This window comes from Burkholderia sp. Ap-955, from assembly GCF_011753045.1.
Taxonomy (GTDB): domain Bacteria; phylum Pseudomonadota; class Gammaproteobacteria; order Burkholderiales; family Burkholderiaceae; genus Burkholderia; species Burkholderia lata_D.
Map to the genome: position 1 here is coordinate 50,497 of NZ_VWWH01000009.1, position 26,103 is coordinate 76,599.

22 protein-coding genes and 7 tRNA genes are annotated in these 26,103 nt (G+C 66.8%); 22 read left to right on the plus strand and 7 right to left on the minus strand.

The window, feature by feature from the left end:
• The first annotated feature begins 3 nt into the window (after window positions 1–3).
• From cyoB to cyoD, 3 genes are read left to right on the plus strand one after another with little or no spacing between them, the layout of a single operon-like run.
• Window positions 4–2,010 carry a cytochrome o ubiquinol oxidase subunit I gene (cyoB, locus tag F3J15_RS07870; protein WP_069248320.1) on the plus strand — a complete coding sequence of 669 codons (2,007 nt, stop codon included), beginning with the start codon at window positions 4–6 and terminating at the stop codon, window positions 2,008–2,010.
• Window positions 2,010–2,618 (plus strand): cytochrome o ubiquinol oxidase subunit III, encoded by a 609-nt coding sequence (gene cyoC / locus F3J15_RS07875; RefSeq protein WP_085039314.1) that lies wholly within the window; start codon window positions 2,010–2,012, stop codon window positions 2,616–2,618. Before cyoB ends, cyoC begins: the two co-directional genes overlap by 1 nt.
• Complete coding sequence (gene cyoD / locus F3J15_RS07880) at window positions 2,619–2,951, plus strand: cytochrome o ubiquinol oxidase subunit IV (protein ID WP_009692722.1); 333 nt, start codon at window positions 2,619–2,621, stop codon at window positions 2,949–2,951.
• Window positions 2,952–3,058: 107 nt separating this feature from the next.
• Here the strand turns inward: cyoD and F3J15_RS07885 are convergent, their stop codons facing one another.
• Window positions 3,059–3,358, minus strand: coding sequence for a DUF4148 domain-containing protein (locus F3J15_RS07885; protein ID WP_069248318.1), 300 nt, complete (start codon window positions 3,356–3,358; stop codon window positions 3,059–3,061).
• 216 nt (window positions 3,359–3,574) lie between these two features.
• Here F3J15_RS07885 and F3J15_RS07890 point away from each other — a divergent pair, with 216 nt between their 5' ends.
• The 3 genes from F3J15_RS07890 to F3J15_RS07900 are packed head-to-tail and all read left to right on the plus strand — an operon-like array spanning window position 3,575 to window position 6,337.
• Window positions 3,575–4,249: a response regulator transcription factor gene (locus tag F3J15_RS07890; RefSeq protein ID WP_089445897.1), complete on the plus strand. Its 675-nt coding sequence runs from the start codon at window positions 3,575–3,577 to the stop codon at window positions 4,247–4,249.
• A gap of 11 nt (window positions 4,250–4,260) precedes the next feature.
• Entirely contained in the window at window positions 4,261–5,652 is a 1,392-nt protein-coding gene (locus F3J15_RS07895) for a HAMP domain-containing sensor histidine kinase (RefSeq protein WP_166889544.1), read from the plus strand.
• 19 nt (window positions 5,653–5,671) lie between these two features.
• Window positions 5,672–6,337 (plus strand): winged helix-turn-helix domain-containing protein, encoded by a 666-nt coding sequence (locus F3J15_RS07900; protein ID WP_166889546.1) that lies wholly within the window; start codon window positions 5,672–5,674, stop codon window positions 6,335–6,337.
• Between the two features lie 73 nt (window positions 6,338–6,410).
• On the opposite strand, the gene F3J15_RS07905 is transcribed toward F3J15_RS07900, so the two are convergent.
• The 4 genes from F3J15_RS07905 to F3J15_RS07920 form a co-directional block, all read right to left on the minus strand.
• A complete protein-coding gene (locus F3J15_RS07905; RefSeq protein WP_166889549.1) occupies window positions 6,411–6,668 on the minus strand; it encodes a DUF4148 domain-containing protein in 258 nt (85 codons plus the stop codon).
• Window positions 6,669–6,778: 110 nt separating this feature from the next.
• Window positions 6,779–8,194 carry an efflux transporter outer membrane subunit gene (locus tag F3J15_RS07910; protein ID WP_166889552.1) on the minus strand — a complete coding sequence of 472 codons (1,416 nt, stop codon included), beginning with the start codon at window positions 8,192–8,194 and terminating at the stop codon, window positions 6,779–6,781.
• Window positions 8,187–9,362, minus strand: coding sequence for an efflux RND transporter periplasmic adaptor subunit (locus F3J15_RS07915; protein ID WP_166889555.1), 1,176 nt, complete (start codon window positions 9,360–9,362; stop codon window positions 8,187–8,189). Before F3J15_RS07915 ends, F3J15_RS07910 begins: the two co-directional genes overlap by 8 nt.
• On the minus strand, window positions 9,352–12,570 hold the full coding sequence (locus F3J15_RS07920; RefSeq protein ID WP_166889558.1) for an efflux RND transporter permease subunit: 3,219 nt from the start codon (window positions 12,568–12,570) through the stop codon (window positions 9,352–9,354). Before F3J15_RS07920 ends, F3J15_RS07915 begins: the two co-directional genes overlap by 11 nt.
• 296 nt (window positions 12,571–12,866) lie before the next feature.
• Here F3J15_RS07920 and F3J15_RS07925 point away from each other — a divergent pair, with 296 nt between their 5' ends.
• The 6 genes from F3J15_RS07925 to F3J15_RS07950 all read left to right on the plus strand — a co-directional run bounded on the left by F3J15_RS07925 (window position 12,867) and on the right by F3J15_RS07950 (window position 19,909).
• Complete coding sequence (locus F3J15_RS07925) at window positions 12,867–13,232, plus strand: hypothetical protein (RefSeq protein ID WP_166889560.1); 366 nt, start codon at window positions 12,867–12,869, stop codon at window positions 13,230–13,232.
• Window positions 13,233–13,373: 141 nt separating this feature from the next.
• Window positions 13,374–15,245 (plus strand): extracellular solute-binding protein, encoded by a 1,872-nt coding sequence (locus F3J15_RS07930; protein ID WP_166889563.1) that lies wholly within the window; start codon window positions 13,374–13,376, stop codon window positions 15,243–15,245.
• Window positions 15,246–15,297: 52 nt separating this feature from the next.
• Window positions 15,298–16,341 (plus strand): ABC transporter permease subunit, encoded by a 1,044-nt coding sequence (locus tag F3J15_RS07935; RefSeq protein ID WP_089445888.1) that lies wholly within the window; start codon window positions 15,298–15,300, stop codon window positions 16,339–16,341.
• Window positions 16,342–16,389: 48 nt separating this feature from the next.
• Entirely contained in the window at window positions 16,390–17,487 is a 1,098-nt protein-coding gene (locus F3J15_RS07940; protein WP_166889566.1) for an ABC transporter permease, read from the plus strand.
• Window positions 17,484–19,106, plus strand: a complete 1,623-nt coding sequence (locus F3J15_RS07945) for a dipeptide ABC transporter ATP-binding protein (RefSeq protein ID WP_166889568.1) — start codon at window positions 17,484–17,486, stop codon at window positions 19,104–19,106. The genes F3J15_RS07940 and F3J15_RS07945 overlap by 4 nt, the downstream gene beginning before the upstream one ends.
• Window positions 19,107–19,234: 128 nt before the next feature.
• Window positions 19,235–19,909 (plus strand): C40 family peptidase, encoded by a 675-nt coding sequence (locus F3J15_RS07950; RefSeq protein WP_069248306.1) that lies wholly within the window; start codon window positions 19,235–19,237, stop codon window positions 19,907–19,909.
• Between the two features lie 147 nt (window positions 19,910–20,056).
• Here the strand turns inward: F3J15_RS07950 and F3J15_RS07955 are convergent, their stop codons facing one another.
• Window positions 20,057–20,971, minus strand: a complete 915-nt coding sequence (locus tag F3J15_RS07955) for a patatin-like phospholipase family protein (RefSeq protein WP_089425949.1) — start codon at window positions 20,969–20,971, stop codon at window positions 20,057–20,059.
• Between the two features lie 279 nt (window positions 20,972–21,250).
• Between F3J15_RS07955 and gltX the strand changes: the two genes are divergently transcribed.
• The 9 genes from gltX to F3J15_RS08000 all read left to right on the plus strand — a co-directional run bounded on the left by gltX (window position 21,251) and on the right by F3J15_RS08000 (window position 24,454).
• Window positions 21,251–22,660: a glutamate--tRNA ligase gene (gene gltX / locus F3J15_RS07960; RefSeq protein WP_069248305.1), complete on the plus strand. Its 1,410-nt coding sequence runs from the start codon at window positions 21,251–21,253 to the stop codon at window positions 22,658–22,660.
• Window positions 22,661–22,788: 128 nt separating this feature from the next.
• Window positions 22,789–22,864 (plus strand) — tRNA-Ala (locus F3J15_RS07965).
• A 138-nt stretch (window positions 22,865–23,002) separates the two neighbouring features.
• Window positions 23,003–23,078 (plus strand) — tRNA-Glu (locus F3J15_RS07970).
• Window positions 23,079–23,157: 79 nt separating this feature from the next.
• Window positions 23,158–23,234: transfer RNA gene (locus F3J15_RS07975), tRNA-Asp, on the plus strand.
• A gap of 63 nt (window positions 23,235–23,297) precedes the next feature.
• Window positions 23,298–23,373, plus strand: a tRNA-Glu gene (locus F3J15_RS07980).
• Window positions 23,374–23,451: 78 nt separating this feature from the next.
• Window positions 23,452–23,528, plus strand: a tRNA-Asp gene (locus tag F3J15_RS07985).
• 66 nt (window positions 23,529–23,594) lie between these two features.
• Window positions 23,595–23,670: transfer RNA gene (locus F3J15_RS07990), tRNA-Glu, on the plus strand.
• 73 nt (window positions 23,671–23,743) lie between these two features.
• Window positions 23,744–23,820, plus strand: a tRNA-Asp gene (locus tag F3J15_RS07995).
• A 169-nt stretch (window positions 23,821–23,989) separates the two neighbouring features.
• Complete coding sequence (locus F3J15_RS08000) at window positions 23,990–24,454, plus strand: GNAT family N-acetyltransferase (protein WP_166889571.1); 465 nt, start codon at window positions 23,990–23,992, stop codon at window positions 24,452–24,454.
• 26 nt (window positions 24,455–24,480) lie between these two features.
• Here the strand turns inward: F3J15_RS08000 and F3J15_RS08005 are convergent, their stop codons facing one another.
• The gene (locus F3J15_RS08005) at window positions 24,481–25,356 is read right to left on the minus strand and encodes a helix-turn-helix transcriptional regulator (RefSeq protein ID WP_166889573.1); all 876 of its coding nucleotides are present in this window, start codon (window positions 25,354–25,356) and stop codon (window positions 24,481–24,483) included.
• A gap of 258 nt (window positions 25,357–25,614) precedes the next feature.
• Here F3J15_RS08005 and F3J15_RS08010 point away from each other — a divergent pair, with 258 nt between their 5' ends.
• Window positions 25,615–26,028, plus strand: coding sequence for a gamma-glutamylcyclotransferase family protein (locus F3J15_RS08010; protein WP_089445884.1), 414 nt, complete (start codon window positions 25,615–25,617; stop codon window positions 26,026–26,028).
• The last annotated feature ends 75 nt before the right edge of the window (window positions 26,029–26,103 follow it).

A 26,103-nucleotide genomic window follows, 5' to 3' on the forward strand; every position in this document is an offset into this window, starting at 1 on the left:
CGCATGTTCGGCAAACTCACACTCTCGGCGATCCCGTTCGATCAGCCCATCATCATGGGGGCCGGTGCCTTCATGGGGCTGGTCGTGCTGGGCATCCTCGCCGCGCTGACGATCACCGGCCGGTGGAAATGGCTGTGGACGCAATGGCTGACCACGGTCGACCACAAGAAACTCGGCGTGATGTACATCATCGTCGCGCTGATCATGCTGCTGCGCGGCTTCGCGGACGCGATCATGATGCGCATGCAGCTCGCGCTCTCGTACAACGGGCCCGGTTACCTGCCGCCGCACCACTATGACCAGGTCTTCACGGCACACGGCGTGATCATGATCTTCTTCATGGCGATGGTGTTCATGGTCGGCCTGATGAACCTGATCGTGCCGCTGCAGATCGGCGCGCGCGACGTCGCATTCCCGTTCATCAACTCGCTCTCGTTCTGGATGACGGCCGTCAGCGCGATCCTGATCAACATCTCGCTCGTGATCGGCGAGTTCGCCCAGACGGGCTGGCTCGCGTATCCGCCGCTGTCGGAACTGCAGTTCAGTCCGGGGGTAGGGGTCGACTACTACCTGTGGGCGCTGCAGATCTCGGGCGTCGGCACGCTGCTGACCGGCGTGAACTTCTTCGTGACGATCATCAAGATGCGCGCGCCGGGCATGACGCTGATGAAGATGCCCGTGTTTACGTGGACCGCCCTCTGCACGAACGTGCTGATCATGGCGTCGTTCCCGATCCTGACCGCGACGCTCGCGCTGCTCGGCCTCGACCGTTACCTCGGCATGCACTTCTTCACGAACGAAGCCGGCGGCAACGCGATGCTGTACCTGAACCTGATCTGGGCATGGGGTCACCCCGAGGTGTACATCCTGATCCTGCCGGCGTTCGGCATTTTCTCGGAAGTCATCTCGACGTTCGCGAAGAAGCCGCTGTTCGGCTACAAGACGATGGTGTACGCGACCTGCGCGATCATGGTGCTGTCGTTCCTCGTGTGGCTGCACCACTTCTTCACGATGGGCTCGGGTGCGAACGTGAACGCGTTCTTCGGCATCATGACGATGATCATCGCGATCCCGACCGGCGTGAAGGTGTTCAACTGGCTGTTCACGATGTATCGCGGCCGGATCGAATTCACGACGCCCGTGCTGTGGACGATCGGCTTCATGGTCACGTTCACGCTCGGCGGCATGACCGGCGTGATGATGGCGATCCCCGGCGCGGACTTCGTGCTGCACAACAGCCTGTTCCTGATCGCCCACTTCCACAACGTGATCATCGGCGGCGTGCTGTTCGGCTATCTCGCGGGCTTCAACTACTGGTTCCCGAAGGCGTTCGGATTCAAGCTGAACGAGAAGCTCGGCAAGGCGGCGTTCTGGTTCTGGCAGATCGGTTTCTACGTTGCGTTCGTGCCGCTCTACGTGCTCGGCTTCATGGGCATGACGCGCCGGATCAACCATTACGACAACCCGGCCTGGCATCCGTGGCTGCTGGTCGCCGCATTCGGCGCCGTGCTGATCGCGATCGGCATTGCATGCCAGCTGCTGCAACTGGTGGTCAGCATCCGCAACCGCAACCTGCCCGAGTATCGCGACACGACGGGCGATCCGTGGGGCGGCCGCACGCTGGAGTGGGCGACCTCGTCGCCGCCGGCCGACTACAACTTCGCGGTGATCCCGCACGTGCGCACGCTCGACGCGTATGCGGACATGAAGGCACACGGCGAAGGCCGGCCGAACCCGGCAGCGATTCGCGACATCCACATGCCGTCGAATACCTGCGCGGGCCTCGTCGTCGCGATCTTCAGCCTGGTGCTCGGCTTCGCGCTGGTGTGGCACATCTGGTGGATGGCGATCGGCGGGCTCGTCGGGATCGTCGCGACGCTCGTGATCTACAGCTCGCGTGACAACGACGGCTATTACATCCCCGCGTCGACGGTGCGGAAGATCGAAGACAAGCAGCCGACGAAGCGCGTGGCTGCGCGCGTCGACGACGTGGAACTGGAGGCCAACTGATGTTGCAGAAAACCTTGAGCGCAACCCTGCTCGAGCACGACGACCATCCGCCGTCGCATTCGGTGTTCGGGTTCTGGCTGTACCTGATGACCGACTGCGTGATCTTCGCGGCGCTGTTCGCGACGTTCGCGGTGCTCGGCCAGCAGTACGCGGGCGGGCAGACCGCGAAAGAGCTGTTCGACATTCCGGGCGTCGCGGTGGAAACCGCCGCGCTGCTGCTGTCGAGCATCACGTACGGTTTCGCGATGCTCGCTGCGTACAAGCAGCGGCGCGGCGCGCTGCTCGCGTGGCTCGCGGTGACGTTCGTGCTCGGCGCGGCGTTTCTCGTGATGGAACTGCGCGAGTTCTCGCACCTGATCGCGGAGGGCGCAGGCCCGCAGCGCAGCGCGTTCCTGTCGGCGTTCTTCACGCTGGTCGGCACGCACGGGCTGCACGTGACGGCCGGCCTGCTGTGGATGATCGTGCTCGCCGGGCAGATCGTGTTCCGCGGCGGCGACCTGACCGATCGCGACCTGCGACGCCTGACGTGCCTGAGCCTCTTCTGGCACTTCCTCGACATCGTGTGGATCTGCGTGTTTTCCTTTGTCTATCTCGCGAGCGTGATCTAAATGGCCCATTCGCATTCGTCTCAACTCGAAGAAGGGCACGGCAGTGTCGGCGGCTACGTCGCCGGTTTCATCCTGTCGGTGCTGCTCACGGCCGCGTCGTTCGGCCTCGTGATGGGCGGCGTGCTGTCGCCGCACGCGTCGCTGGTCGCGCTGGCCGTGCTCGCGTTCGTGCAGATCGTCGTGCACCTCGTGTACTTCCTGCACATGAACGGCTCGTCGGGCCAGCGCTGGAACGTGATGGCGTTCAGCTATACGGTGCTGACCGCGGCGATCCTGATCGTCGGCACGCTGTGGGTGATGCACAACGTCAGCATGAACATGATGTCGCGCTGAGCGGCAGCAAAGCGCAGCGATCGATATCCATGCGCGTTCACGAACAAAAGGCGGCACGCGAGTGCCGCCTTTTGTTTTTCCCGGCCGTGTTGCGCCGGGCAGCGAAATCAGTGCCGTGCGCCCGCGTCCGCCGTCAGCGCATGCGTGCAGTCGGCGCGGTACTCGGCGGCGAGTCGATCTTTCGCACCATCAAGATCGTCGGGGTAATACGGGCTCGCATGCGCTGGCTCGTAGCCGACCTGTTCGAGCTCGGTCAGCTCGCGCACGAGGTCCGCATGCGTGACGCCGTGGCCGGTGTGGACGAACGGATACGCGTTGCATTCCTGCGGCGTCAGGTGCGGTGCCGCGAACGCGGCGGTGCTGGCGCATGCGAGCAGCATGCAGGCGACGGTAGTCGACAGTTTCATCCGGTAGCTCCTGGTTGCGCGGCCCGATGCCGCATGACGCCAGCGTAGGCGGCGCGCACGACGGGGCGGGCGACGCACGGATGAAACATGTTTCACGCGTGCGCCTCCGCACCGGATGAAGCATTTTTCATGTAACGCCGGACGGCGATCGGGGCGTCTACGATAGTCGCGGGCGCCTCGCGTGCGCCCGTCATGATGTTCATTGCGAGGGCAACCATGCGAGTACTGACGGTCGAGGATGATGCGGTGACCGCGAACGAAATCGTCGGCGAACTGACCGCGCGCGGGTTCGAGGTCGACTGGATCGACAACGGCCGCGAAGGCATGCTGCGCGCGATGAGCGCGTCGTACGACGCGATCACGCTCGACCGGATGCTGCCGGGCGCGGACGGCCTCGCGATCCTGACCGCGATGCGCACGGTCGGCATCGATACGCCGGTGCTGATGCTGAGCGCGCTCGGGGATGTCGACGAGCGCATCCGCGGGCTGCGCGCGGGTGGCGACGATTACCTGACGAAGCCGTTCGATTCCGGCGAGCTGAGCGCCCGCATCGAGGTGCTGCTGCGTCGCCGGCAGGCGTCGGGCGTGCCGCAGCAGACGCTGTTGAAGGTCGGCCCGCTCGAACTCGATCTCATTTCGCGCTGCGCGCGTCGCGGGGCCGACGAGATTCCGCTGCTGCCGACCGAGTTCCGCGTGCTCGAATTCATGATGCGCAATGCGGGGCAGACGATCACGCGCACGATGCTGTTCGAGACCGTGTGGGGCTATCACTTCGATCCCGGCACCAACCTGATCGACGTCCACATGGGCCGGTTGCGCAAGAAGATCGACCCGCCCGGCGCGACCCCGATGATCCAGACGGTACGCGGCTCGGGCTACATGCTCGCATGACGGAGGCGCGGATGGATGCGGCTCGCGCGGCGAACTTCACGCGCCGCTGGCACACGACGACGTTCCGGTGGCTGTGCGCGTATGCGGCGATCTTCTCGGTTTCGCTGCTCGTGCTCGCGGGCGTGATCAGCGTGGCCGCGACGCACACGATGGCGCGCGACACCGACGAGGTGCTCGCGTGGCAACTGATCTATTTCGATTCGATTCCCGATGCCGAGCTGCCGCTCGCGATCCACCGGCGGCTCGAGCACGAGCACATGCATACCAGTTTCTACGGGCTGTTCGACACGAACGGGCGCCGCGTGGCCGGCGACATCGCGACGCTGCCTGTGCTGCGCACGGATCGCCACGGACGCACGCTGAACCGCACGCTTGCGCCGCTCGACGGCCAGCCCGCGCCGATCACGCGCGCGATGGCGGTACGCCGCGACAACGGGATGACACTGGTGGTGGCACGCGACCTGTCGCATTTCATCCAGATCCGCGATGTCGCGATCCGCGGGCTCGTGATCGGCGGCGTGATGATCCTGATCGCGGGCATCGCGGGCGGCAGCATGCTCGGCATGCGGCAGATGCGCCGCGTCGCCGCGATCCGGCGCGTCACGCGGCAGATCGCCGAGGGCGATCTCGGCAAGCGGCTGCCGGTCGGGCGCTACGACGAACTCGACCTGCTCGCGCATCTCGTGAACCACATGCTCGACGAAGTCGAGCGGCTGATGGGCGAGGTACGTCATACCTGCGACGGCATCGCGCACGATCTGCGCACGCCGCTCGCACGCGTGCATACGATGCTGGCCCGGCTCGCGGAGCAGCCGTTTTGCGCGGATGATCCCGCGTCGTCGGCATTGCTCGCGTCGGCGCGCGACGAGACCGACCGCCTGCTCGAGCGTTTTCGCGCGATGCTGCGCATCTCCGAGATCGGCACGTTGAGCCGGCGCGGAGGCTTTGCCGCGGTCGACGTCGCGGCCTTGCTACGCGACGTTTGCGAGCTTTATGAACCGCTGGCCGAAGCCGTCGACGTGTCGTTCGAACTCGCCGCGACATCGGTCGACCGCATCCACGGCGATCGCGCGTTGCTGTTCGAGGCATTCAGCAATCTCGCGGACAACGCGATCAAGTTCACGCCGCCGGGCGGCCGCGTGCGCGTCGCGCTCCATTCAACGCCGAGCGGGCCGCTCGTGCGGATCGAGGACACCGGGCCCGGCATCCCGCCCGGCGAACGCGACGCAGTGCTCGAGCGTTTCTATCGGGGCGAGCGCACGCGCCATGTGAGCGGCTCGGGGCTCGGCCTGAGCATCGTCTCGGCGGTGATGCGCGTGCACGGCTTTGCGCTGGAGATCGGCGATGCGCCGCTGGCCGGTGCGGCGATCACGGTCGAATGCTGGCCGCGCTCGCTCGCATGACGGCGTCGGGGTACGAACGATGCGCATTCTGCTGATTTCTCCGTCGAACCCGGAGGCCGCGCGGCTCGACAAGGCATTTCGCGAGAGCACGCATGGCGTCGAGCGCGTCGACGAATGGCGCGACGGCTGCTTCGTGGCTGAGCAGGACCGGTTCGATGCCATCGTGATCGTTGCGCCCGACACGGCCGCCGCCCCGATGATGCTCGAGGCATTGCCGCGACTCGCCGCATCGGCCGGCGGCGCGACGCTTGCCGCGATCGTCGCCGGCACGACACCTGCGCAGCGCGCGCGGATGTTGCTGGCCGGCTGCGATGTGTGTCTTGCCCATCCCTGTTCGTTCGTGGAGCTGCACGAGCGGTTGCGCGCGCTGTGGCGCCGAACTGGCGTAATCGGGATGCGCGAGCCGGTCCGGCTCGACACGGCCACGCGCGCACTCGAGGAGCATGGCCGCAGGCTGGCGCTCAGCACGCGGGAATTCCGTCTCGTCGAATGCCTGCTGCGGGAAGCGGGGCGGCCGGTCGGACGCGACGCCGTGCTGCGTTATGCATGGGGCGATGCCGACGTCGAACCCGAGACGGTCAATGCGCTGGTCGTGCGATTGCGGCGCAAGCTGGCCGCACACGCGTTTTCCGCGCGCATCGAAACGGTCGCGCGATTCGGGTTCAGGTTCGACGCGGGCGGATGACGATGCGGGATCGCGCCGGGCTGGTGGAGGGTGCGCATGCCGCGCGTCGCGCGGCAGGCTCGATTGCGTGCGGTCAGTGCGAATAGAGTTCGCGGTTGAGCTGCGCGAGCTGGCCGTCGTGTTCGGCGCGGACGAGCTGGCGATACACCTGCGCGCGTGTCAGCGGCGTGGCCGGCCGTGCGTTCCATGCCGGTTGCGACGACAACGCTGCGGACGCGGTTGCGGCGAACGTCCGCGGTGCAGTCGCGGCGTCGGGCTGCGTTGCGCTGGCCCGGCCGGGCAACGCGACACACAGGGCGGAGAGCAGGGTGGCGAACATCAATGTCTTCATGGCGTGATCCTTGTCGAAGGTCGGAGGCCAGTGTCGCGGATGCGATGCCGGCCTGAAACACGTTATCGGGCGCGTCCGTGCGGGCACCGGGCGCGCCGCTGAAGAAACGTTCATGAACGCGCGTCGTGCCAGCCGCCGCCGAGCGCGCGCACGAGCCCGACGGATGCCTGCAGGCGTCGGGCGTCGACGTCGAGCGCCGCGATCTGCGTATCGAGTTCGGTCGTCTGCGCGGTGACCACGTCGAGATAGCTGACCGCGCCGTCGCGATAGCGCGACATCGCCAGCGCAAGCGAATGCCGCGCCGCGATGAGTGCCGCGTCGTCCTGGTCCGATTCGTCGCCGAGGCGGTGCAACCGGGCAAGATCGTCCTCGACGTCGCGGAACGCCTGCAGCACGACCGCGCGGTAGCGCGCGCCCTGTTCGTCGAACTGCGCGCGCGCATTGCGTACGCCGGCGGCACGCCGGCCCCCGTCGAACAGCGTCATCGCGAGACGCGGCCCGATCGACCAGATCTCGTTGGGCGCCGCGAGCCAGGGCGAAAACGTATCGCTCTGGAACCCGGCGTCGAGGCCGAGCGACAGGTCGGGAAAGTACGCGGCGCGTGCGACGCCGATCCGCGCGTTCGCGGCCGCGACGCGGCGTTCGGCGGCGGCGACGTCAGGCCTGCGTTCGAGCAGGGTCGACGCGAGTCCCGTCGGAATCGACGGCACGCCCGGCAGCGCAGCAACGGGCGGCAGCGAGAACGTCGACGCGGATTCCCCGACGAGTGCCGCGATCGCATGCTCGTCGAGCGCGCGACGCGCGGCGATGTCGGACGCACGTGCCTGGGCGAGCGCGAGTTGCGTTTGCGCACGCGAGACGTCGAGTCCCGATGCGAGGCCGCCGCGATGGCGGCTGACCGTCAGTTGCCACGCACGGCGGTATGTGTCGATCGTTTGCGCGAGCGTGTCCGCTTCACGGTCGAGCCCCGCAAGGTCGAAGTAGGTGCTGGCGACGCCGGCCTGCAGGCTGAGCCGGACCGACGCGAGATCGTCGTCGGTCGCCTGCGCGTCGTCACGGCCGGCCGCGACCGCGTTGCGGACCTTGCCCCACAGATCGACGTCGTAGCCGAACCCCGCTTCGAGCGTGTTCGACTCATAGGTATCCGGCTGACCGCTGCCGCGCAGCGGCCGGCGCGCGGACTGACGGTCGCGGTCGGTCTCGGCATCGATCCCCACGGTCGGCAGCAATGCCGCATGCGCCTCGTCGAACAGCGCGGCGGCTTCATCGTGCCGCGCGACGGCGGCGGCCAGGTCGGGATTCGCGCGCGCGACGAGCGGTTCGAGCCGGTCGAGTGTCGCGTCGCCGTACACGCGCCACCAGCCGTCACGCGGCAGGCGATCGGCTGGTACGGCATCGACCCACGCGCCCGTTTCGCGAAACGCGGTCGGTACCGGAACGGCCGGCGCGCGATAGGCCGGTGCCAACGAGCAGCCGGCGAGCAGTGCGATGCTGCCCAGCCACACAGCGAGCAGACGGTCAGCCATGCGCACGCTCCGTCGCCGCGGTGCCGGCGATACGCACGGGGTCGCCATCCGCGAGCGAATCGGGTGGATTGTCGATCACGCGGTCGGCGGCCGCGAGCCCCGATGCGATCTCGACGCGCGTGCCGAGATCGGTCGCGATCGATACGTTGCGCAGCCGCGCATGCCCGGTGGCATCGAGCACGGCGACTTGCAACCCGTCGTGGCGGAAGATCAGCGTGCTGGCCGGAATCGACAGCGCATGCGCGGCGCCGGGCATCGCGATCCGCACCTGCGCGTACTCGCCCGGGAACAGCGTGCCTGCCGGGTTGGCGATCGAGAACTGCGCGAGCAGCGTGCCGGAACCCGGATCGATCGATTGGGCGGAATCGGCGAGCGTGGCGTCGAACGTCATGCCGGGCCGCTCGGGCACGGTCAGCGCGACACGCATGCCTGCGCGGATCGCGGCCGCGTCGTCTTGCGGCACGTGGACGTACAGCCGCAGCCGCCGCGCGTCCGAGACGGTGAAGAGCTCGGCGCCGTTGCCGCTGCCGGCGTCGATCAGTGCGCCGACATCGGTCTTGCGGGCCGTCACGATGCCGTCGAACGGTGCGGTGAGCCGCTTGAACGATTCGAGCGCTTCCAGCCGCCGTACATTGGCGGTGCTCGCCGCGACGGCCGCGCGTTTCGCGTCGAGGTCGCTGCGTTTCTCGTCGGCCTCCTGCTGCGAGACGGAATCCTGCGCGAGCATCTCGGTCCAGCGGGCGGCCGTGACGGCCGCAAGCCGTTCGTTCGCGGTCGCGCTCTCCAAGTCGGCACGTGCCTGCTGCAACTGCTGGTCGAGATCGGGCGTGTCGATCGACGCGAGCAACTGGCCGGCTTTCACATGCGCGCCGATGTCGGCGTACCACGCGTGCAGGTAGCCGGGCACGCGCGCGTAGATCGGCGCGTCGACGTACGCGTCGAGCCGGCCGGGCAGCACCAGCGCGTCGGCCGCGGCCGGCTGCGGCGCAACCGTCGCGACGGTCGGGATGGCCTGTTGCACGGTCCAGGCGGCGACTGCGTGCGCATCGTGCATGCGGGCGACGAGGCCGGCCGCCGCGACGGCGAGCGCGGCGATGGCGCCCGCGATCGCGAGCGGTTTCAGATGGCGCGGCGTGCCAGGGGGGCGGACGTCGAATTCAGTGGACATGCTGTTCTCCCGGAGTGAGGGGCAGGGATTCGGAACGGGGCGCGCGATCGCGCCGGTGGACGAGACTGAACACGACGGGCACGAACACGAGCGTGGCGACGGTCGCGCACAGCAGGCCGCCGATGACCGCACGGCCGAGCGGCGCGTTCTGCTCGCCGCCGTCGCCGAGACCGAGGGCCATCGGCGCCATGCCGATGATCATCGCGAGTGCGGTCATCATCACAGGCCGAAAGCGCGTGAAGCCGGCCTCGAGCGCGGCGACCGCCGCATCGGCGGTGTGCGCGAGCCGTTCGCGCGCGAAAGTCACGACGAGGATGCTGTTCGCGGTCGCGACCCCCATGCACAGGATCGCGCCCGTCAAGGCCGGCACCGACAGCGGCGTGCGCGTGACGAACAGCATCCAGACGATGCCGGCGAGTGCCGCGGGCAGGCCGCTCACGATCACGAATGCGTCGCGCCACGAATGGAAGTTGACGACGATCAGCAGGTAGATCAGCAGGACCGCGCCGGCGAGGCCCGCGAGCAGCCCGCCGAATGCGCCGTTCATCGTCTGTACCTGGCCGCGCACGGTCACGCGCGATCCCTTGGGCAAGCCGGCCGCGCTCGCGCGCAGCACGCGTTCGATGTCGGCGCTGACCGCGCCGAGATCGCGATCCTGCGTCGTCGCGAAGATGTCGTACAGCGGGGCGATGTCGTAGTGCGACACCACTGCGTCGGTCTGTCCGCGCACGATCGTCGCGAGGCCGCCGAGCAGTTGCGGCGCGCCCGAGCGGCCCGTGACGGGCAGCGCGCGCAGGTCCGACAGCGACGTCATCCGGTACTGGGGCGTCTGCGCGACGATCGGATACGACACGCCGTTGTGCGGATCGAGCCAGTAGGTCGGCGATACCTGGCTCGTGCCGGACAGGCTGGCGACCACGGCATTGGTGACATCCTGCTCGGTGATGCCGAGTTGCGCGGCACGCGTACGGTCGACCGATACGGTGAATTGCGGATAGGTCGATGCCTGCTGCACGCGGGCGTCGGCCACTCCCGGCACGCTGCGGATGCGCCGCAACAGCTCGGTCGCATAGGCGCGGTTGGCGGCGCGATCGGGGCCGGTTACCTGCACGTCGATCGGCGCGGGCGCGCCGAAGTTGAGGATCTGGCTCACGATGTCGGCGGGCAGGAACGAGAACGTCACGCCCGGAAACGCGCGCGGCAGCAGCGTACGCAACTGCTTGACGTAGTCGGCGGTCGGCGCGTGGTCGCCCGTGAGCGACACGAGGATATCGCCGTCCTGCGGGCCGATCGTGCCGCTGTTGCTGTACGTGAGGTTGATCCCGCTGTTCGGCAGCCCCATGTTGTCGACGATGCTCGCGATCGCGTGCGGCGGCACGACGCCGCGCACCCTCTGCTCGACGTGGTCGAACAGCGCGGCCGTCTCCTCGATGCGCGTGCCGATCGGTGCGCGCACGTGAATCGCGATTTCGCCCGCGTCGACCGACGGGAAGAAATTGCGGCCGAGCCACGGCACCAGCACGAACGACACGGCCACCGCCGCGAGGAACAGCGCGACGAAACGTGCGCGGTGGACGAGTGCGAGGCCGAGCACGACGCGGTAGCCGGTGCGCAGTGCGGCGAAGCGGCGCTCGAACCCCTGCTGGAACGCGACGAGCGGATTGCGCGCGCGTGGCGGCGGGAAGGGTGCGCCGTGCGGCGCGAGTGCGGCCGCCGGATGCGCGGCATGCGGTTTCAACAGATAGCGGGCCATCATCGGCACGAACGTGCGCGACAGCACGAACGACGCGATCATCGCGAAGATCACGGCTTCGGCCATCGGCACGAACAGGAAGCGGGCCACGCCATCGAGCAGCAGCATCGGCACGAACACGATGCAGATGCACAGCAGCGACACGAAGGCCGGCGCGACGATCTGCGACGCGCCGTCGAGGATCGCATCGCGCACCGCCTTGCCCTGTTCGAGGTGCCAGTTCACGTTCTCGATCGTGACGGTGGCATCGTCGACGAGTATGCCGACCGCGAGCGCGAGCCCGCCGAGCGTCATGACGTTGAGCGTCTCGCCCGCGGCCGCGAGCGCCGCGATCGCGGCCAGCACCGCGAGCGGAATGGACGCGGCGATGATCAGCGTCGAGCGCCAGCTGCCGAGAAACAGCAGGATCATCGCGGACGTGAGCGCGGCGGCGATCAGGCCTTCGCGCGCCACGCCGCTGACGGCGCCCTTGACGAACACGGACTGGTCGCCCATCACGACGAGCCTGAGCGACGGCGGCAGGGTCGCCTCGATGCGCGGCAACTGCGCCTTGACGCCCGAGATGATGTCGAGCGTCGACGCCGAGCCGCTTTTCAGTACGCTCATCAGCACCGCGCGCCGGCCGTCGACGCGCACGATGTTGCCCTGCGGCGGATAACCGTCGCGGACGTGCGCGACGTCGCGCATGAAGATCACCGCGCCGTTCACGCTCCGGATCGGCAGCGCATTGAGCTGGTCGATGGTCAGCGGGCTGTCGTTGAGCCGGATGTTGTACTCGAAGCCGCCGATCTTCTGCGTGCCGGCCGGGATGATCTGGTTCTGCTGCGCCAGCGCGGTCGCGACATCCTGCGCGGACAGCCCCTTGGCCTGCAGCGCCTGCGGATCGAGATCGATCTGCACCTGGCGCACCTTGCCGCCGTACGGCGACGGAATCGCGACACCCGCGACCGACAGCAGCTGAGGCCGGATCACGTTGGTCGCATAGTCGCCGAGCTGCTGTTCGTTCAGCGTGTCGCTCGTCAGCGCCAGCTGCAGCACGGGCACCGTCGACGCGTTGTAGTTGAGGATCTGCGGCGGCGTGGTGCCCGGCGGCATCTGCTTGAGCACGGTCTGCGAGATCGACGTGACCTGCGCGGTCGCGGTGCGGATGTCGACGCTCGGCTGGAAGAAGATCTTGACGATCCCGAAGCTGCGGAACGATTGCGACTCGATGTGCGCAACGTCGTTGACCGTCGTGCCGAGCGTGCGCTCGTAGTAGGTGACGATGCGTCCGGCCATGTCGGCCGGTTGCAGGCCCGCGTAGTTCCACACCACGCTGATGACCGGAATCCGGATGTCGGGGAAGATGTCGGTCGGCGTGCGCAGCGCCGCGAGCGGCCCCGCGATCAGGATCAGCAGCGCGAGGACGATGAACGTGTAGGGGCGCGCGAGCGCGAGTCGGACGAGTTTCAGCATCGGCGAGGTCTCCGCCGGCGCGGGGCGCCGGCCTGTCAGCGAAGTGCCGAAGCGCGGCGGGAGCCCGGTTCGGCTCGCGCAGTGTGCGTGGCGCCGCTTAACGTGGGGCGCGGGGCAGGATGAAAGATGTTTTAGGAATGGTGCGTGAGGGGCCGGACGGGCACCGATTGTTACAAGACGTTAGCGCGAGCTTCCCGTTGCGATGCCGCGCATCAGTTCTTACAAAGTGGAAATATGCGGAGACGGCGCTTGCCGTTATAGTCGAATCACACATGAAACAACCAGAAGAGGAATCCATGAAGACCTTGCGTGTTGCCTCGCTCTTGACCGGTATGACGGCCTTGCTCGTGTCGGGCGCAGCAATGGCGGGAGTCAATGTCGGGATCAATCTCGGCGTTCCGGCGCCGGTCTACGTCGCGCCCGCACCCGTGTATGCGCCGCCGCCTCCGCCGCCGGTCGTCTATCAGCCTGCGCCGGTCTACGCGCCCGCTCCGGTGTACGCACCTGGGCCGACCATCGTGATCGGCTGGCACGGCGACCGCTACTGGGACGGCCGTCGCTACTGGGGCCGTGACGAGTGGTACCGCCGTCACGGCCGCGGCTGGGGCGATCGTGGCGATCGCGGCCACTGGGACAACGGCCGCCACAACGGCTGGCGCTGATCGGCAGGGCGCGCCCGCATGACGCGCGCCCCCGATCCGCTCGTGAAGAAACCGCCCGCGTGGCGGTTTTCTTTTGGCTCGCCGGCTTGAATGGGTAGAATCGTCTCTCGTTACTACCCTCATTCGACCGACAGGGCCTCTATGACGAAGGGTTCGCCCCGGGCCGCCGCCGCGCGCGTCCGCCGTGCGATACGAACTGCCGGCCGCACGGCCGTGGTGTTCGTGCTGCAAGCGGTGCTGGCCGCGACCGCTGCGCACGCGGTCTACGCCATTGCGCAGTACGGTGAGCCGAAGTATCCGCCGGGCTTCAGGCATTTCGACTACGTCAACCCCGATGCGCCGAAGGGCGGCACGCTGGTGCTCGCGAACCCGAACCGGCTGACGTCGTTCGACAAGTTCAACCCGTTCACGATGCGCGGCAATGTCGCGCCGGGCATCGACATGCTGTTCGAGAGCCTCGCGACCGGCAGCTCGGACGAGCCGGCGTCCGCGTACGGGTTGCTCGCCGACGACATCGACATCGCACCGGACCGCCGTTCGGTCACGTTCCACCTGAATCCGCGCGCGCGCTTCTCGAACGGCGACCGCGTCACCGCCGATGACGTCAAATTCTCGTTCGACACGCTGAAGAGCAAGCAGGCCGCGCCGCAGTTCGGCGCCTATTTCGCGGAGATCGTGAAGGCCGTGGTCGTCGATCCGGCCACCGTGCGCTTCGAGTTCCGCAGTACGAACCGCGAATTGCCGCTGATCGCCGGCGGCATGCTGGTGTTTTCGCGCAAGTGGGGATTGCGCGCGGACGGCTCGCGCATCCCGTTCGACCAGCTCGCGTTCGAGCAGCCGATCGGCAGCGGTCCGTACCTGATCGACCATTACGACAACGGCCGGACGATCACTTACCGGCGCAATCCGACGTACTGGGGCGCCGAGCTGCCGGTGCGGGTGGGCACCAACAACTTCGAGCGGATCGTCTACAAGCTGTACGGCGACGGCGTCGCGCGGCTCGAGGCGTTCAAGGCCGGCGAATACGACGTGCTCGTCGAGTACATCGCGCGCAACTGGACGCGCCGCGACGTCGGCAAGCGTTTCGACAACGGCGAGCTCATCAAGCGTGAATTCCGCCAGCACAACGGCGCCGGCATGCAGGGCTTCTTCATGAACCTGCGCCGGCCGCTGTTTCGCGACGTGCGCGTGCGCCAGGCGCTCGATCTCGCGTTCGACTTCGAATGGCTGAACCGCCAGCTGTTCTATAGCGGCTACACGCGTATGAACAGCTACTTCGCCGACACCGACCTGCAGGCGACCGGCACGCCCGGCCCCGGCGAGCTGAAGCTGCTGGAGCCGCTGCGCGCGCAGCTCGACCCGGCCGTGTTCGGTCCGATGGTCACGCAGCCGAACACGAATCCGCCGGGCTCGCTGCGCGCGAACCTGCTGAAGGCGCGCGCGCTGCTCGCGCAGGCCGGCTGGACCTATCGCGACGGCGCGCTGCGCAACGCGAAAGGCGAGCCGTTCACGTTCGAGATCCTCGACGATTCCGGCGCGGCGATGGAAGGGATCGTGGCGGCGTACCAGCGCAACCTGGCGAAGCTCGGCATCGACGCACGTTTTCGGACGGCCGATTACGCGCTGCTGCAAAAGCGCCTCGACGCGTTCGACTACGACATGACGACGATCCGCTTGCCGGGCGTGCAGGTGCCGGGCGCCGAGCAATACTCGCGTTACGCGAGCAAGTTCGCCGACGAGCCGGGCTCCGACAACTTCATCGGGCTGAAGTCGCCGGCCGTCGACGCGCTGCTGCACGCGCTCGGTACCGCCCAGACGCGCGAAGACCTGCTCGATGCGACGCACGCGCTCGACCGCGTGCTGATGCACGGCTACTACGCGGTCCCGCAGTGGTACAGCACGACGCACCGGGTCGCGTACAAGCACACGCTTGCCTATCCGCAGACGCTGCCGCTGTACTATTCGGCCGAGGGCTGGGTCGTGTCGACCTGGTGGGCGAAGCCCGATCACTGACCCACGCCGCCCTGACGTCCAACCCCGCCTACCGATCGCGAGTCGACGCCCTATGTGGAGCTACATCCTCAAACGCCTGCTGCTGATGATCCCGACGCTCATCGGCGTGCTGACCCTCACGTTCGCGGTGATCCAGTTCGTGCCGGGCGGCCCCGTCGAACAGGCCGTGCAGGAATTGCGCAAGGGCGCGACGGAGCAGGGCGCGGTGCCGTTCGGGTTGCGGGCGCATACCGGCGTCGACGCGCAGCAGCTCGCGCAGCTCAAGGCGCTGTACGGCTTCGACAAACCGCCGCTCGAACGCTACTGGCTGATGCTCAAGCGCTTCGCGCGCTTCGATCTCGGCGACAGCTATTTCCGCCACCAGAGCGTGTGGTCGCTGGTCGTGCAGAAGCTGCCCGTGTCGATCAGCATCGGACTGTGGACGTTCTTCCTCACGTACCTGATATCGGTGCCGCTCGGCATCGCGAAGGCGGTGCGCAACGGTTCGCCGTTCGACGTCGCGACGAGCCTCGTCGTGCTCGTCGGCTATGCGATTCCGGGCTTCGTGCTCGGCGTGCTGCTGCTCGTGCTGTTCGGCGGCGGCTCGTTCTGGCAGCTGTTCCCGCTGCGCGGGCTCACGTCGGACAACTTCGCGCAGCTGTCGCTCGTCGGCAAGGTGCTCGACTACCTGTGGCACATCGCGCTGCCGATCACGGCGTCGGTCGTCGGCAGCTTCGCGGTCGTCACGATGCTCACGAAGAATGCGTTCCTCGACCAGATCCGCCGGCAATACGTGCTGACCGCGCGTGCGAAGGGGCTCTCCGAGCGCAACGTGCTGTGGAAGCACGTGTTCCGCAACGCGATGCTGCCGCTGATCGTCGGCTTTCCGGCCGCGTTCATCGGTGCGTTCTTCACCGGCAGCCTGCTGATCGAGACGCTGTTCTCGCTCGACGGCCTCGGGCTGCTGTCGTACGAGTCGGTCGTGCGGCGCGACTATCCGGTCGTGCTCGGCACGCTGTACCTGTTCACGCTGATCGGGCTCGCGACCAAGCTGATCTCCGATCTCTGCTATGTGTGGGTCGATCCGCGCATTCAATTCGACACCCTGGAGCGCTGACATGAAACCGTCCGTCTGCATGCCCGGCGTCACCGGGCGAGGTGAGCGATGAACCGGGCTGTCGTGTCATCCCGCATCGATGCGGCGCGCGCCCGCGTGTCGCCGTCGCCCGCGCGCCGCGTATGGCAGCGCTTCAGGCAGCAGCGCCTCGGCTACTGGAGCTTCGTGATCTTCTTCGTCGCGTTCGCCGCGAGCGTGGCGGCGCCGCTGTGGTCGAACGACAAGCCGCTCGTCGTGCGTTACGACGGCCAGTACTATTTCCCGCTGTTCCACGCGTATCCGGAGACGACCTTCGGCGGCGATTTCCCGACGCCGGCCGACTATCTCGATCCATACGTGCGCAAGCGGCTCGAGGCGCCCGGCAACTTCGTCGTCTACCCGCCGAACCGTTACAACTACGACACGCTGAACTACTTCTCGAACGTGCCGAACCCCGCGCCGCCGTCGCGCGCGAACTGGCTCGGCACCGACGCGCAGGGGCGCGACCTGCTCGCGCGGCTCGTGTACGGGTTCCGCGTGTCGGTCGAGTTCGGGCTGATCCTGACCGTGATCGGTACGCTGCTCGGGATTGCCGCGGGCGCCGTGCAGGGCTTCTTCGGCGGGCGCATCGACATCGTCGGGCAGCGGCTGATCGAGATCTGGAGTTCGCTGCCCGAGCTGTACCTGCTGATCATCTTCGCGTCGATCTTCGAACCGAGCTTCCTGCTGCTGATCGTGCTGCTGTCGCTGTTCGGCTGGATCGGGCTCGCCGACTACGTGCGCGCGGAATTCCTGCGCAACCGCACGCAGGACTACGTGCGCGCGGCGCGCGCGATGGGCCTCACGAACTGGCAGATCATCGGGCGCCACGTGCTGCCGAACAGTCTCACGCCGGTGATCACGTTCCTGCCGTTCCGGATGAGCGGCTCGATCCTCGCGCTCACGAGCCTCGATTTCCTCGGGCTCGGCGTGCCGCCGCCGACCCCGAGCCTCGGCGAGCTGCTCGCGCAGGGCAAGGGCAACCTCGACGCGTGGTGGATCTCGCTGTCGACCTTCGGCGTGCTGGTCGCGACGCTGCTGCTGCTGACCTTCATGGGCGATGCGCTGCGCAACGCACTCGATACGCGGATCGCCGATTCGGTGCGCGAGGCGGGAGGCCAGCGATGAGCGAACCGGTCGTATCGACGCAGCACGAGCCGCTGCTGGCGCTCGAGCATCTGAACGTGCGCTTCGGCGACACGGTCGCGGTGGACGACGTGACGCTCGCGATCGGTCGCGGCGAGCGCGTCGCGCTGGTCGGCGAGTCGGGCTCGGGCAAGAGCGTGACCGCGCTGTCGATCCTGCGGCTGCTGCGCGACGCCGACGTGTGCGGCGCGATCCGCTTCGCCGGACAGGACCTCGTCGGCAAGAGCGAGCGCGAGATGCGCGGGCTGCGCGGCTCGGACATCGCGATGATCTTCCAGGAGCCGATGACCGCGCTCAACCCGCTGTATACGATCGGCGTGCAGATCGGCGAGACGATCGTGCTGCACGACGGCGTGTCGGCGGTCGAGGCGCGCAAGCGCGCGATCGCATTGCTTGCGCGCACGGGCATCGCGGAGCCGGAGAGGCGCGTCGACAGCTATCCGCACCAGTTGTCGGGCGGCCAGCGCCAGCGCGCGATGATCGCGATGGCGCTCGCCTGCCGGCCGCGCCTGTTGCTGGCCGACGAGCCGACCACCGCGCTCGACGTGACGATCCGCGCGCAGATCGTCGATCTGCTGCTCGAACTGCAGCGCGAGGAAGCGGAGAAGCGCGGGATGGCGATCCTGCTGATCACGCACGACCTGAATCTCGTGCGGCACTTCGCGGATCGCGTCGCGGTGATGGAGCACGGCCGGCTCGTCGAGAGCGGGCCCGTCGAGCGGATCTTCGCGGAACCCGAGCATCCGTACACGCAGCGGCTGCTGAACAGCCGGCCGCAACGCGCGGTCACCCCGGTGATGCCGATCGCGCCCGTCGTGCTCGACGCGCAGCACGTGAGCGTGCAGTTCGCGCGCAAGCGGCCGGGCATCGCGGGCTGGTTCGGCTCGGTGCCGGTGACGGCCGTCGCGGACGTGTCGGTGTCGGTGCGGCAGGGCGAGACGCTCGGCATCGTCGGCGAATCGGGGTCCGGGAAGTCGACGCTCGCGATGGCGCTGCTCGGCCTGCAGAAGACGGCCGGCGGCACGATCGAATTCCAGGGGCGCGCGCTGTCGACCTATCGCGGCCGCGAACAGACCGCGCTGCGCTCGAACATGCAGGTCGTCTTTCAGGATCCGTTCAGTTCACTTTCACCGCGTCACACGATCGAGCGGATCGTCGGCGAGGGGCTCGAGCTGCATCGCCCGGACATGACGCCCGACGCGCGGCGTGCGAAGTCGCTGGCGGTGCTGCGCGAAGTCGGCCTCGACCGCACGGTGCTGCACCGTTATCCGCACGAATTCTCGGGCGGGCAGCGCCAGCGGATCGCGATCGCGCGGGCGCTGGTGCTGGAGCCGCGCATCCTGATCCTCGACGAACCGACGTCCGCGCTCGACGTGTCGATCCAGCAGCAGGTGCTGAAACTGCTTGCGAATTTGCAACAGAAATACAACCTCGGCTATGTCTTCATCAGCCATGACCTGGAGGTGATCGGGGCGATGGCGCACCGCGTCGCGGTGATGCAGGACGGGGCCGTCGTCGAGTCGGGAGAGGTGGCCGACATCTTCACCAGACCGTCACATCCTTACACACAAAAGCTGTTGAAAGCGGTCTGGAAAGCGTGATAGGCGGCCAATGGTCTGACCATCTCGATTGTATTTATTAATTTGTTTTGACAAACGATTACGCGCTGGCTAGTATCGACCGAAATTTTCCGCCAATCAGCTGATTTTTAAGCAAATTCCATCGACCAATGCAGCATCGATCCCTGACCCAGGCATGCGCGCGCACCATCGCCGGGCTGTTCATCGGCGCCCTGTTTGCAGCAGCTCCCGGCGCGTTCGCCGACGAAGTCAGCAGTTTTAACCAGAATGTCACGAATTCGACGCAGAACGCGTCGAGTTCCTCCCTCCAGCAGACCAGCGCGCAGCCGTCGAGCGGCGGCGCGAAGTCGTTCCTCGCGGGCATGGCCGGCAAGGCAGGCGACGTGGTCGTCGGCGCGCTGAACATGATCGGCGTGCGCTATCGCTGGGGCGGCAACTCGCCGGATTCGGGCCTCGACTGCAGCGGCTTCGTGCGCTACGTGTTCCAGGACACCCTCGGCATGTCGCTGCCGCGTCGTGCGGAAGAGATGAGCCGCGTCGGCGAGAAGGTGAGCATGAGCAACCTCAAGCCGGGCGATCTCGTGTTCTTCAACACGATGCGCCGTACGTTCTCGCACGTCGGCATCTACATCGGCGACAACAAGTTCGTGCACTCGCCGTCGACGGGCAGCACCATCCGCGTCGACGATCTCGACAGCGGCTACTGGGAAAAGCGTTTCACCGGCGCGCGCCGGCTCGAATCGGAGTTCCCGATGAAGCCGGAAGACCTGCGTCAGCGCGTGCGCGCGACGATCGGCGACGATTCGGCGAACGGCAACAACTGACGTTCGACGGCCGGTCCGGCCGGATCGAAAAAACCCTGTCACCGAAAGGCGGCAGGGTTTTTTGTTTTGGGGCGGTGCAAACGGTGAGCTGAAAACCGTTTCGCCGTTGGCAGGCCGGCGGCGCGCGCCGGCCCGCGCATCGCGTGGTTACGCGGCAGCCACGCCGCGCGCTGCCGCGAGCTTGCGCTGCAGTTCCGGCATGATCCGCGCGACGGCTTCCTCGCCCGCGAGAATCGCCGCGTTGCGCTGGTTGAAGTCGCTGCCGCCCATCGCGTTGAGATTCGGGCGGATCACGACGTCCGCGTACTTGTCGAGTTCGTAGGTCTTGATCGTCTGGCCCATGATCGTGAAGGTCTGCAGCAGCATCTCGATCGGGTTGTTGGTTGCCGCGCCGTCCGGCCGGGACGAGATGTCGACCGCGATCACGAAGCTCGCGCCCATCTTGCGCGCATATGACGCGGGCACCGGGCTCACGAGGCCGCCATCCACATACTCGCGGTTGCCGATCTTCACCGGCTCGAACACCGACGGCACGCTGCACGATGCGCGCACGGCGAGCCCCGTATTGCCTTGCTGGAACAGGATCGGCTGGCCGTTCTGCAGATCGGTCGCGACGATGCCGAGCGGCTTCGCCATCTTCTCGATCGGCCGGTTGTTGAGTGTCTTGTTCAGGAAGTTCTGCAGCGCGACGCCTTGCAGCAGCCCGCGCGAGCGGAACGGCAGCGCCCAGTCGCTGATCGCCGCCTGATCCATGTCGAGCGCGATCTTGTTGATCTGCAGTGCGCTCATGCCCGATGCATAGAGTGCGCCGACCACCGAGCCCGCGCTCGTGCCCGCGACGATCTCGATCGGGATGCCACGCGCCTCGAGCGCTTTCAGCACGCCGATGTGCGAGAAGCCGCGCGCGGCGCCGCCGCCGAGGGCGATGCCGATCTTCACGGGCTTTTCCTGCGGCAGCGCAGCGCCGGGGCGGGATTTGTCGCCGAACGACGTGCAGGCGGCGAGGCTGGCGGACGCGGCGGCGATCGTGAAGTGGCGGCGCGACAGGCGAGGGGACGACATCGAATGGTTCTCCGGCGGCTTGGCGGCGGGTTACACGGCCCGCGGCGGCGATAGGTTCCGAGCGGCCGCGCAGGGGTTCCGTGCGGCCGGCGCCGCGCCGGCTGGCGGCCGCGGCGCGCACATCATAAAGCAAGCGGCGCGCTTGGCGCGATGTCCGGCGCGAGTATAATTCCGGCTTCTTTCCCGTTCCGGGCGTCGCCGGCCCCGTTGCTGTCCGGGCTGCCGCCGTCGATCCCGCGTCGAATCATTCATGCGCCCCAGGCGTTCGAGTTACCGTTTATGACCCGTCCTGTCCGTACCCGCTTCGCGCCGAGTCCCACCGGCTTCATCCACCTCGGCAACATCCGCTCCGCGCTCTATCCGTGGGCGTTCGCCCGCAAGATGAAGGGCACGTTCGTGCTGCGCATCGAGGATACCGACGTCGAGCGCTCGTCGCAGGAAGCGGTCGACGCGATCCTCGAAGGGATGCAATGGCTCGGCCTGGATTTCGACGAAGGCCCGATCTACCAGATGCAGCGGATGGACCGCTATCGCGAGGTGCTCGCGCAGATGCTCGAGAAGGGCCTCGCGTACCCGTGCTACATGTCGGCCGAAGAACTCGACGCGCTGCGCGAACGCCAGCGCGAGGCCGGCCTGAAGCCGCGCTACGACGGCACGTGGCGTCCGGAGCCCGGCAAGGTGCTGCCGGAGCCGCCGGCCGGCGTGAAGCCGGTGCTGCGCTTCCGCAATCCGTTGACCGGCACGGTCGTGTGGGACGACGCCGTGAAGGGGCGTGTCGAGATCTCGAACGAGGAACTCGACGACCTCGTGATCGCGCGCCCGGACGGCACGCCGATCTACAACTTCTGCGTCGTGGTGGACGACATGGACATGGGCATCACGCACGTGATCCGTGGCGACGACCACGTGAACAACACGCCGCGCCAGATCAACATCCTGAATGCGCTCGGCGGCGAGCCGCCCGTCTACGCGCACCTGCCGACCGTGCTGAACGAGCAGGGCGAGAAGATGAGCAAGCGGCATGGCGCGATGAGCGTGATGGCGTACCGCGACGCGGGTTTCCTGCCCGAAGCCGTCGTCAACTATCTCGCGCGCCTCGGCTGGTCGCACGGCGACGCCGAGATCTTCTCGCGCGAGCAGTTCGTCGAGTGGTTCGATCTCGAGCATCTCGGCAAGTCGCCCGCGCAGTACGACCACAGCAAGCTGAGCTGGCTGAACGCGCATTACATCAAGGAAGCCGACAACGCGCGCCTCGCCGAGCTGGCGAAGCCGTTCCTCTCCGCGCTCGGTATCGACGATGCGGCGATCGCGACGGGCCCTGCGCTCGAAGCGGTGGTCGGTCTGATGAAGGATCGTGCGACGACGGTGAAGGAGATCGCGGAAGGCGCCACGATGTTCTACCGTGTGCCGGCACCGGAAGCCGATGCGCTTGCGCAGCACGTGACCGATGCGGTGCGTCCGGCGCTGGCCGATCTCGCTGCTGCGCTGAAGGCGGCCGACTGGACGAAGGAGGCCGTGTCCGCCGCGCTGAAGTCGACGCTCGGCACGCACAAGCTGAAGATGCCGCAACTCGCGATGCCGGTGCGCCTGCTGGTGGCGGGTACGACGCATACGCCGTCGATCGATGCGGTGCTCGTGCTGTTCGGTCGCGATGTCGTGGTGTCGCGCATCGAGGCGGCGCTGGCCTGAGGTTCGACGGCGAGCGAAGCTGCCCGTGCGTGACATCGCGGCAGCTTCGCAAAAAATTTCGCTCGAATCGCAAAAAGGGTATTTACAAGTTCGAAGTAGCTCCATATAATCTCATTTCTGTTCTGCAAGGGGGTATAGCTCAGCTGGGAGAGCGCTTGCATGGCATGCAAGAGGTCAGCGGTTCGATCCCGCTTACCTCCACCATCAGAACAAGCTGGGTTGATTTGCGAAGCAGTGGTAGTAATAAATGCTTCACAAAATGATTCAAAGCAGTTAGAATTTCGGCCTTCGCTGTTGATTGAAAAATGAATAGCGAAAGTCAGACAGATCTGAAAAGATTTTGTCCCCTTCGTCTAGAGGCCTAGGACATCACCCTTTCACGGTGAGTACAGGGGTTCGAATCCCCTAGGGGACGCCAGATTCAGCGGCGTTTCGTAGAAATGTCGCAACGCCTGCAGGAACGTAACCGACGTCCTGCAGGTGAGGGTAAGAAAGCTGGAGCGGTAGTTCAGTCGGTTAGAATACCGGCCTGTCACGCCGGGGGTCGCGGGTTCGAGTCCCGTCCGCTCCGCCAGAACGAAGCCCGTTCAAGACGTTTTTGAGCGGGCTTTTGTATTAAGGATGTAAGCAGTACGTTGTCCCCTTCGTCTAGAGGCCTAGGACATCACCCTTTCACGGTGAGTACAGGGGTTCGAATCCCCTAGGGGACGCCAGATTCAGCGGCGTTTCGTAGAAGTGTCGCAACACATGCAGGAACGTGACGATGTCCTGCAGGTGTGAGTAAGAAAGCTGGAGCGGTAGTTCAGTTGGTTAGAATACCGGCCTGTCACGCCGGGGGTCGCGGGTTCGAGCCCCGTCCGCTCCGCCAGAACGAAGCCCGTTCAAAGAACGATTTTTGAACGGGCTTTTGCATTAAGGATGTAAGCAGTACGTTGTCCCCTTCGTCTAGAGGCCTAGGACATCACCCTTTCACGGTGAGTACAGGGGTTCGAATCCCCTAGGGGACGCCAGATTTCGGCGTCGTTCGAACAAACGATGCGCCGGCAGGAAGCAACCGACGCCTGCCAGGCAAGTAGCAAGACTGGAGCGGTAGTTCAGTCGGTTAGAATACCGGCCTGTCACGCCGGGGGTCGCGGGTTCGAGTCCCGTCCGCTCCGCCAAAAAAATGAAGAAGCCCGCCTTGTGCGGGCTTTTTCATTTGCGTTTCCGGTTGCGCCCGCTGGCCGCGTAACCGCCGGTCATCCTGTGTCGAGCCGCTACGAGAAATCCGCGATTGCATCCGTACGCGACTGCGCTATCGTGGCGGCATGCGTTCTTGACCCCTGCGCGATGCTCGATCCGACCGACCTGCGACTCCTTTATCAGCTCCGGCCCGCGGAGGCTGGCGATTTTCCGTTTGCCGAAGCGCTGACGCACGGCAACATGGGCGGCTACTACAAGCGGCATGGGCTCGTGTGGCGCAGTGACCTGTTCTACGCGAGCTGGCGCGATTCCGAGAACTTCATCCTGGAAGCTGACGGCGAGCGCATCGGCGTGCTGCGCGTGACCGAGGAGGGCGACTCGCTGCACATCCGCGACGTACAGATCGCGGCCGGTCATCGCAGGCAAGGCGCCGGCACCTACTTGCTCGACATGTCGCACCGCTGGGCGCGCGCGCGCGGGCTGCACGAACTGCAACTGCGCGTGTTCGTCGACAATCCAGCCGCGCGTCTCTACCTGCGCATGGGCTATCAGGTTACCGGGTCGCGGCTCGCGCAACTGGGCTCGATCCGCCACATGGTGCGACCGGTCTGAAGTCCTGACGACCTGGCGCGAGGCGTTCAGCGGGCAGCGTCGATCGCGTCGTCGTCGGGGGGGGCGTCGTCCGCGCGGCTGCCTTCCGGGCCGCGGTGCTCATAGCCGCGCAGCATGAATGCGCGCGGGCTTTCTCCGAATGCACGCCGGAACATCGCCGAAAACGCGCTCTGGCTCTGGTAGCCGAGTTCGCGCGCGATATGCGACAGCGGGCGCCCCTGGTTCAGCAACGGAATGGCCCGCGCCAGCAGCGCCTGCTGGCGCCACTGCGAAAAGCTCACACCCAGTTCCTGCTTGAAGAGCCGCGAAATCGTGCGCGTGCTGGCGCCGACCTCGCTGGCCCAATGCTCGAGCGACTCCGCATGGGCCGGTTGCGCGAGGACCGATTCGCACAGCATGCGCAGCCGTTTTTCGTCGGGCATCGGCACCGCGAGCGGCAGCGGCTCGGCGTGACTCAACTCGTCGAGCACGAGCCCGCACAGCAGGCGCTCGCGCGTGGCGCTCAGGTCGCGCGCGTCGAGTGCGACGATCAGTTCGCGCAGGAGTCCCGTCACTTCGACGACGCGGCACGCGTCGAGTCCGTCCGGCACGATCGACTCGTCGATATACAGCGTGCGCAGATACGCCTCTTCGACGATCACGACCTCATGCGTCACGCGCGGCGGCACCCAGATCGCGCGGGACGGCGGCACCATCCATGTCGTGCCGGTCGTCGCGACGCGCAGCACGCCGCGCGAGGCGTACGCGAGCTGCGCCCACGCATGCGTATGCAGCGGGATGCGGTGCCCGGTATCGACCTGCCGGGCGCGCACGCGCATCGGATGGGCGGCGGTCGGCGCGAATTCGGGCGGAATGTCGATGACGTACGGGTTCGATACGTCGGCTTGGAACGGCGGGTTCATGGACGATTCGGGCAGCGCGGCGGCGATGCCGTTATTGTAGAAGGCGCCGCGAAAGTGCATGCGGCGGTTTGTCGGGCGATCATGCCGCGTTCAAATGAACTTTGTGTGGGGGGGCGGCGATTTTCGGACTGCCCCGGGGCCGGGCGCGCCTGCGGGTTCGAACCATCCGGCCGGTATCGTGGTCTATCGATGCGCGGGCGATTTCGCCACGAATCGCGTGCGAACACGGCAACATACGAATCAAAGAGGAGAACCACGATGCGCTACGTATTCGTCTACGGCACCCTGAGAAACGGGGAGGTCAACGACATCGGCCACGCGGCCGCCAAATACGGGATTGCCGCGCCGACGCTGCTCGGTGCCGCCGCGCTGCCGGGCGAACTGTACGATTTCGGCACGTATCCGGGAATGATCGCCGGGTCGGCCGGCAAGTCGCTGGTCTGGGGCGACGTCTACGAGGTCGACGACCAGCTCGTTCCCGTGCTCGACGAAATCGAGCGCGTGTATCCGGGCGTCGACTCGCTGTTCAAGCCGGAAGACGTGACCGTCGAGCTCGGCGGCCGGCAGTACGCCTGCCTTTACTATCCGGTCGCCGAGCACGCGATTGCCGGGCGTCCGCGCATTGCGTCGGGCGACTGGGTTCAGCACCGGCGCGAGCGGGAAGCCGTCTGACCGGTTGCGCGGCCGCCGCGGTAGCGGATCCGGCCGCAAAAGAAAAAGCGCCCCGAGGGGCGCTTTTTTTGATGC

Coding starts and splice junctions, on each gene's coding strand:
- cyoB (WP_069248320.1), top strand. CDS start 4: ATGTTCGGCAAACTCACACTCTCGGCGATCCCGTTCGATCAGCCCATC.
- cyoC (WP_085039314.1), top strand. CDS start 2,010: ATGTTGCAGAAAACCTTGAGCGCAACCCTGCTCGAGCACGACGACCAT.
- cyoD (WP_009692722.1), top strand. CDS start 2,619: ATGGCCCATTCGCATTCGTCTCAACTCGAAGAAGGGCACGGCAGTGTC.
- F3J15_RS07885 (WP_069248318.1), bottom strand. CDS start 3,358: ATGAAACTGTCGACTACCGTCGCCTGCATGCTGCTCGCATGCGCCAGC.
- F3J15_RS07890 (WP_089445897.1), top strand. CDS start 3,575: ATGCGAGTACTGACGGTCGAGGATGATGCGGTGACCGCGAACGAAATC.
- F3J15_RS07895 (WP_166889544.1), top strand. CDS start 4,261: ATGGATGCGGCTCGCGCGGCGAACTTCACGCGCCGCTGGCACACGACG.
- F3J15_RS07900 (WP_166889546.1), top strand. CDS start 5,672: ATGCGCATTCTGCTGATTTCTCCGTCGAACCCGGAGGCCGCGCGGCTC.
- F3J15_RS07905 (WP_166889549.1), bottom strand. CDS start 6,668: ATGAAGACATTGATGTTCGCCACCCTGCTCTCCGCCCTGTGTGTCGCG.
- F3J15_RS07910 (WP_166889552.1), bottom strand. CDS start 8,194: ATGGCTGACCGTCTGCTCGCTGTGTGGCTGGGCAGCATCGCACTGCTC.
- F3J15_RS07915 (WP_166889555.1), bottom strand. CDS start 9,362: ATGTCCACTGAATTCGACGTCCGCCCCCCTGGCACGCCGCGCCATCTG.
- F3J15_RS07920 (WP_166889558.1), bottom strand. CDS start 12,570: ATGCTGAAACTCGTCCGACTCGCGCTCGCGCGCCCCTACACGTTCATC.
- F3J15_RS07925 (WP_166889560.1), top strand. CDS start 12,867: ATGAAGACCTTGCGTGTTGCCTCGCTCTTGACCGGTATGACGGCCTTG.
- F3J15_RS07930 (WP_166889563.1), top strand. CDS start 13,374: ATGACGAAGGGTTCGCCCCGGGCCGCCGCCGCGCGCGTCCGCCGTGCG.
- F3J15_RS07935 (WP_089445888.1), top strand. CDS start 15,298: ATGTGGAGCTACATCCTCAAACGCCTGCTGCTGATGATCCCGACGCTC.
- F3J15_RS07940 (WP_166889566.1), top strand. CDS start 16,390: ATGAACCGGGCTGTCGTGTCATCCCGCATCGATGCGGCGCGCGCCCGC.
- F3J15_RS07945 (WP_166889568.1), top strand. CDS start 17,484: ATGAGCGAACCGGTCGTATCGACGCAGCACGAGCCGCTGCTGGCGCTC.
- F3J15_RS07950 (WP_069248306.1), top strand. CDS start 19,235: ATGCAGCATCGATCCCTGACCCAGGCATGCGCGCGCACCATCGCCGGG.
- F3J15_RS07955 (WP_089425949.1), bottom strand. CDS start 20,971: ATGTCGTCCCCTCGCCTGTCGCGCCGCCACTTCACGATCGCCGCCGCG.
- gltX (WP_069248305.1), top strand. CDS start 21,251: ATGACCCGTCCTGTCCGTACCCGCTTCGCGCCGAGTCCCACCGGCTTC.
- F3J15_RS08000 (WP_166889571.1), top strand. CDS start 23,990: ATGCTCGATCCGACCGACCTGCGACTCCTTTATCAGCTCCGGCCCGCG.
- F3J15_RS08005 (WP_166889573.1), bottom strand. CDS start 25,356: ATGAACCCGCCGTTCCAAGCCGACGTATCGAACCCGTACGTCATCGAC.
- F3J15_RS08010 (WP_089445884.1), top strand. CDS start 25,615: ATGCGCTACGTATTCGTCTACGGCACCCTGAGAAACGGGGAGGTCAAC.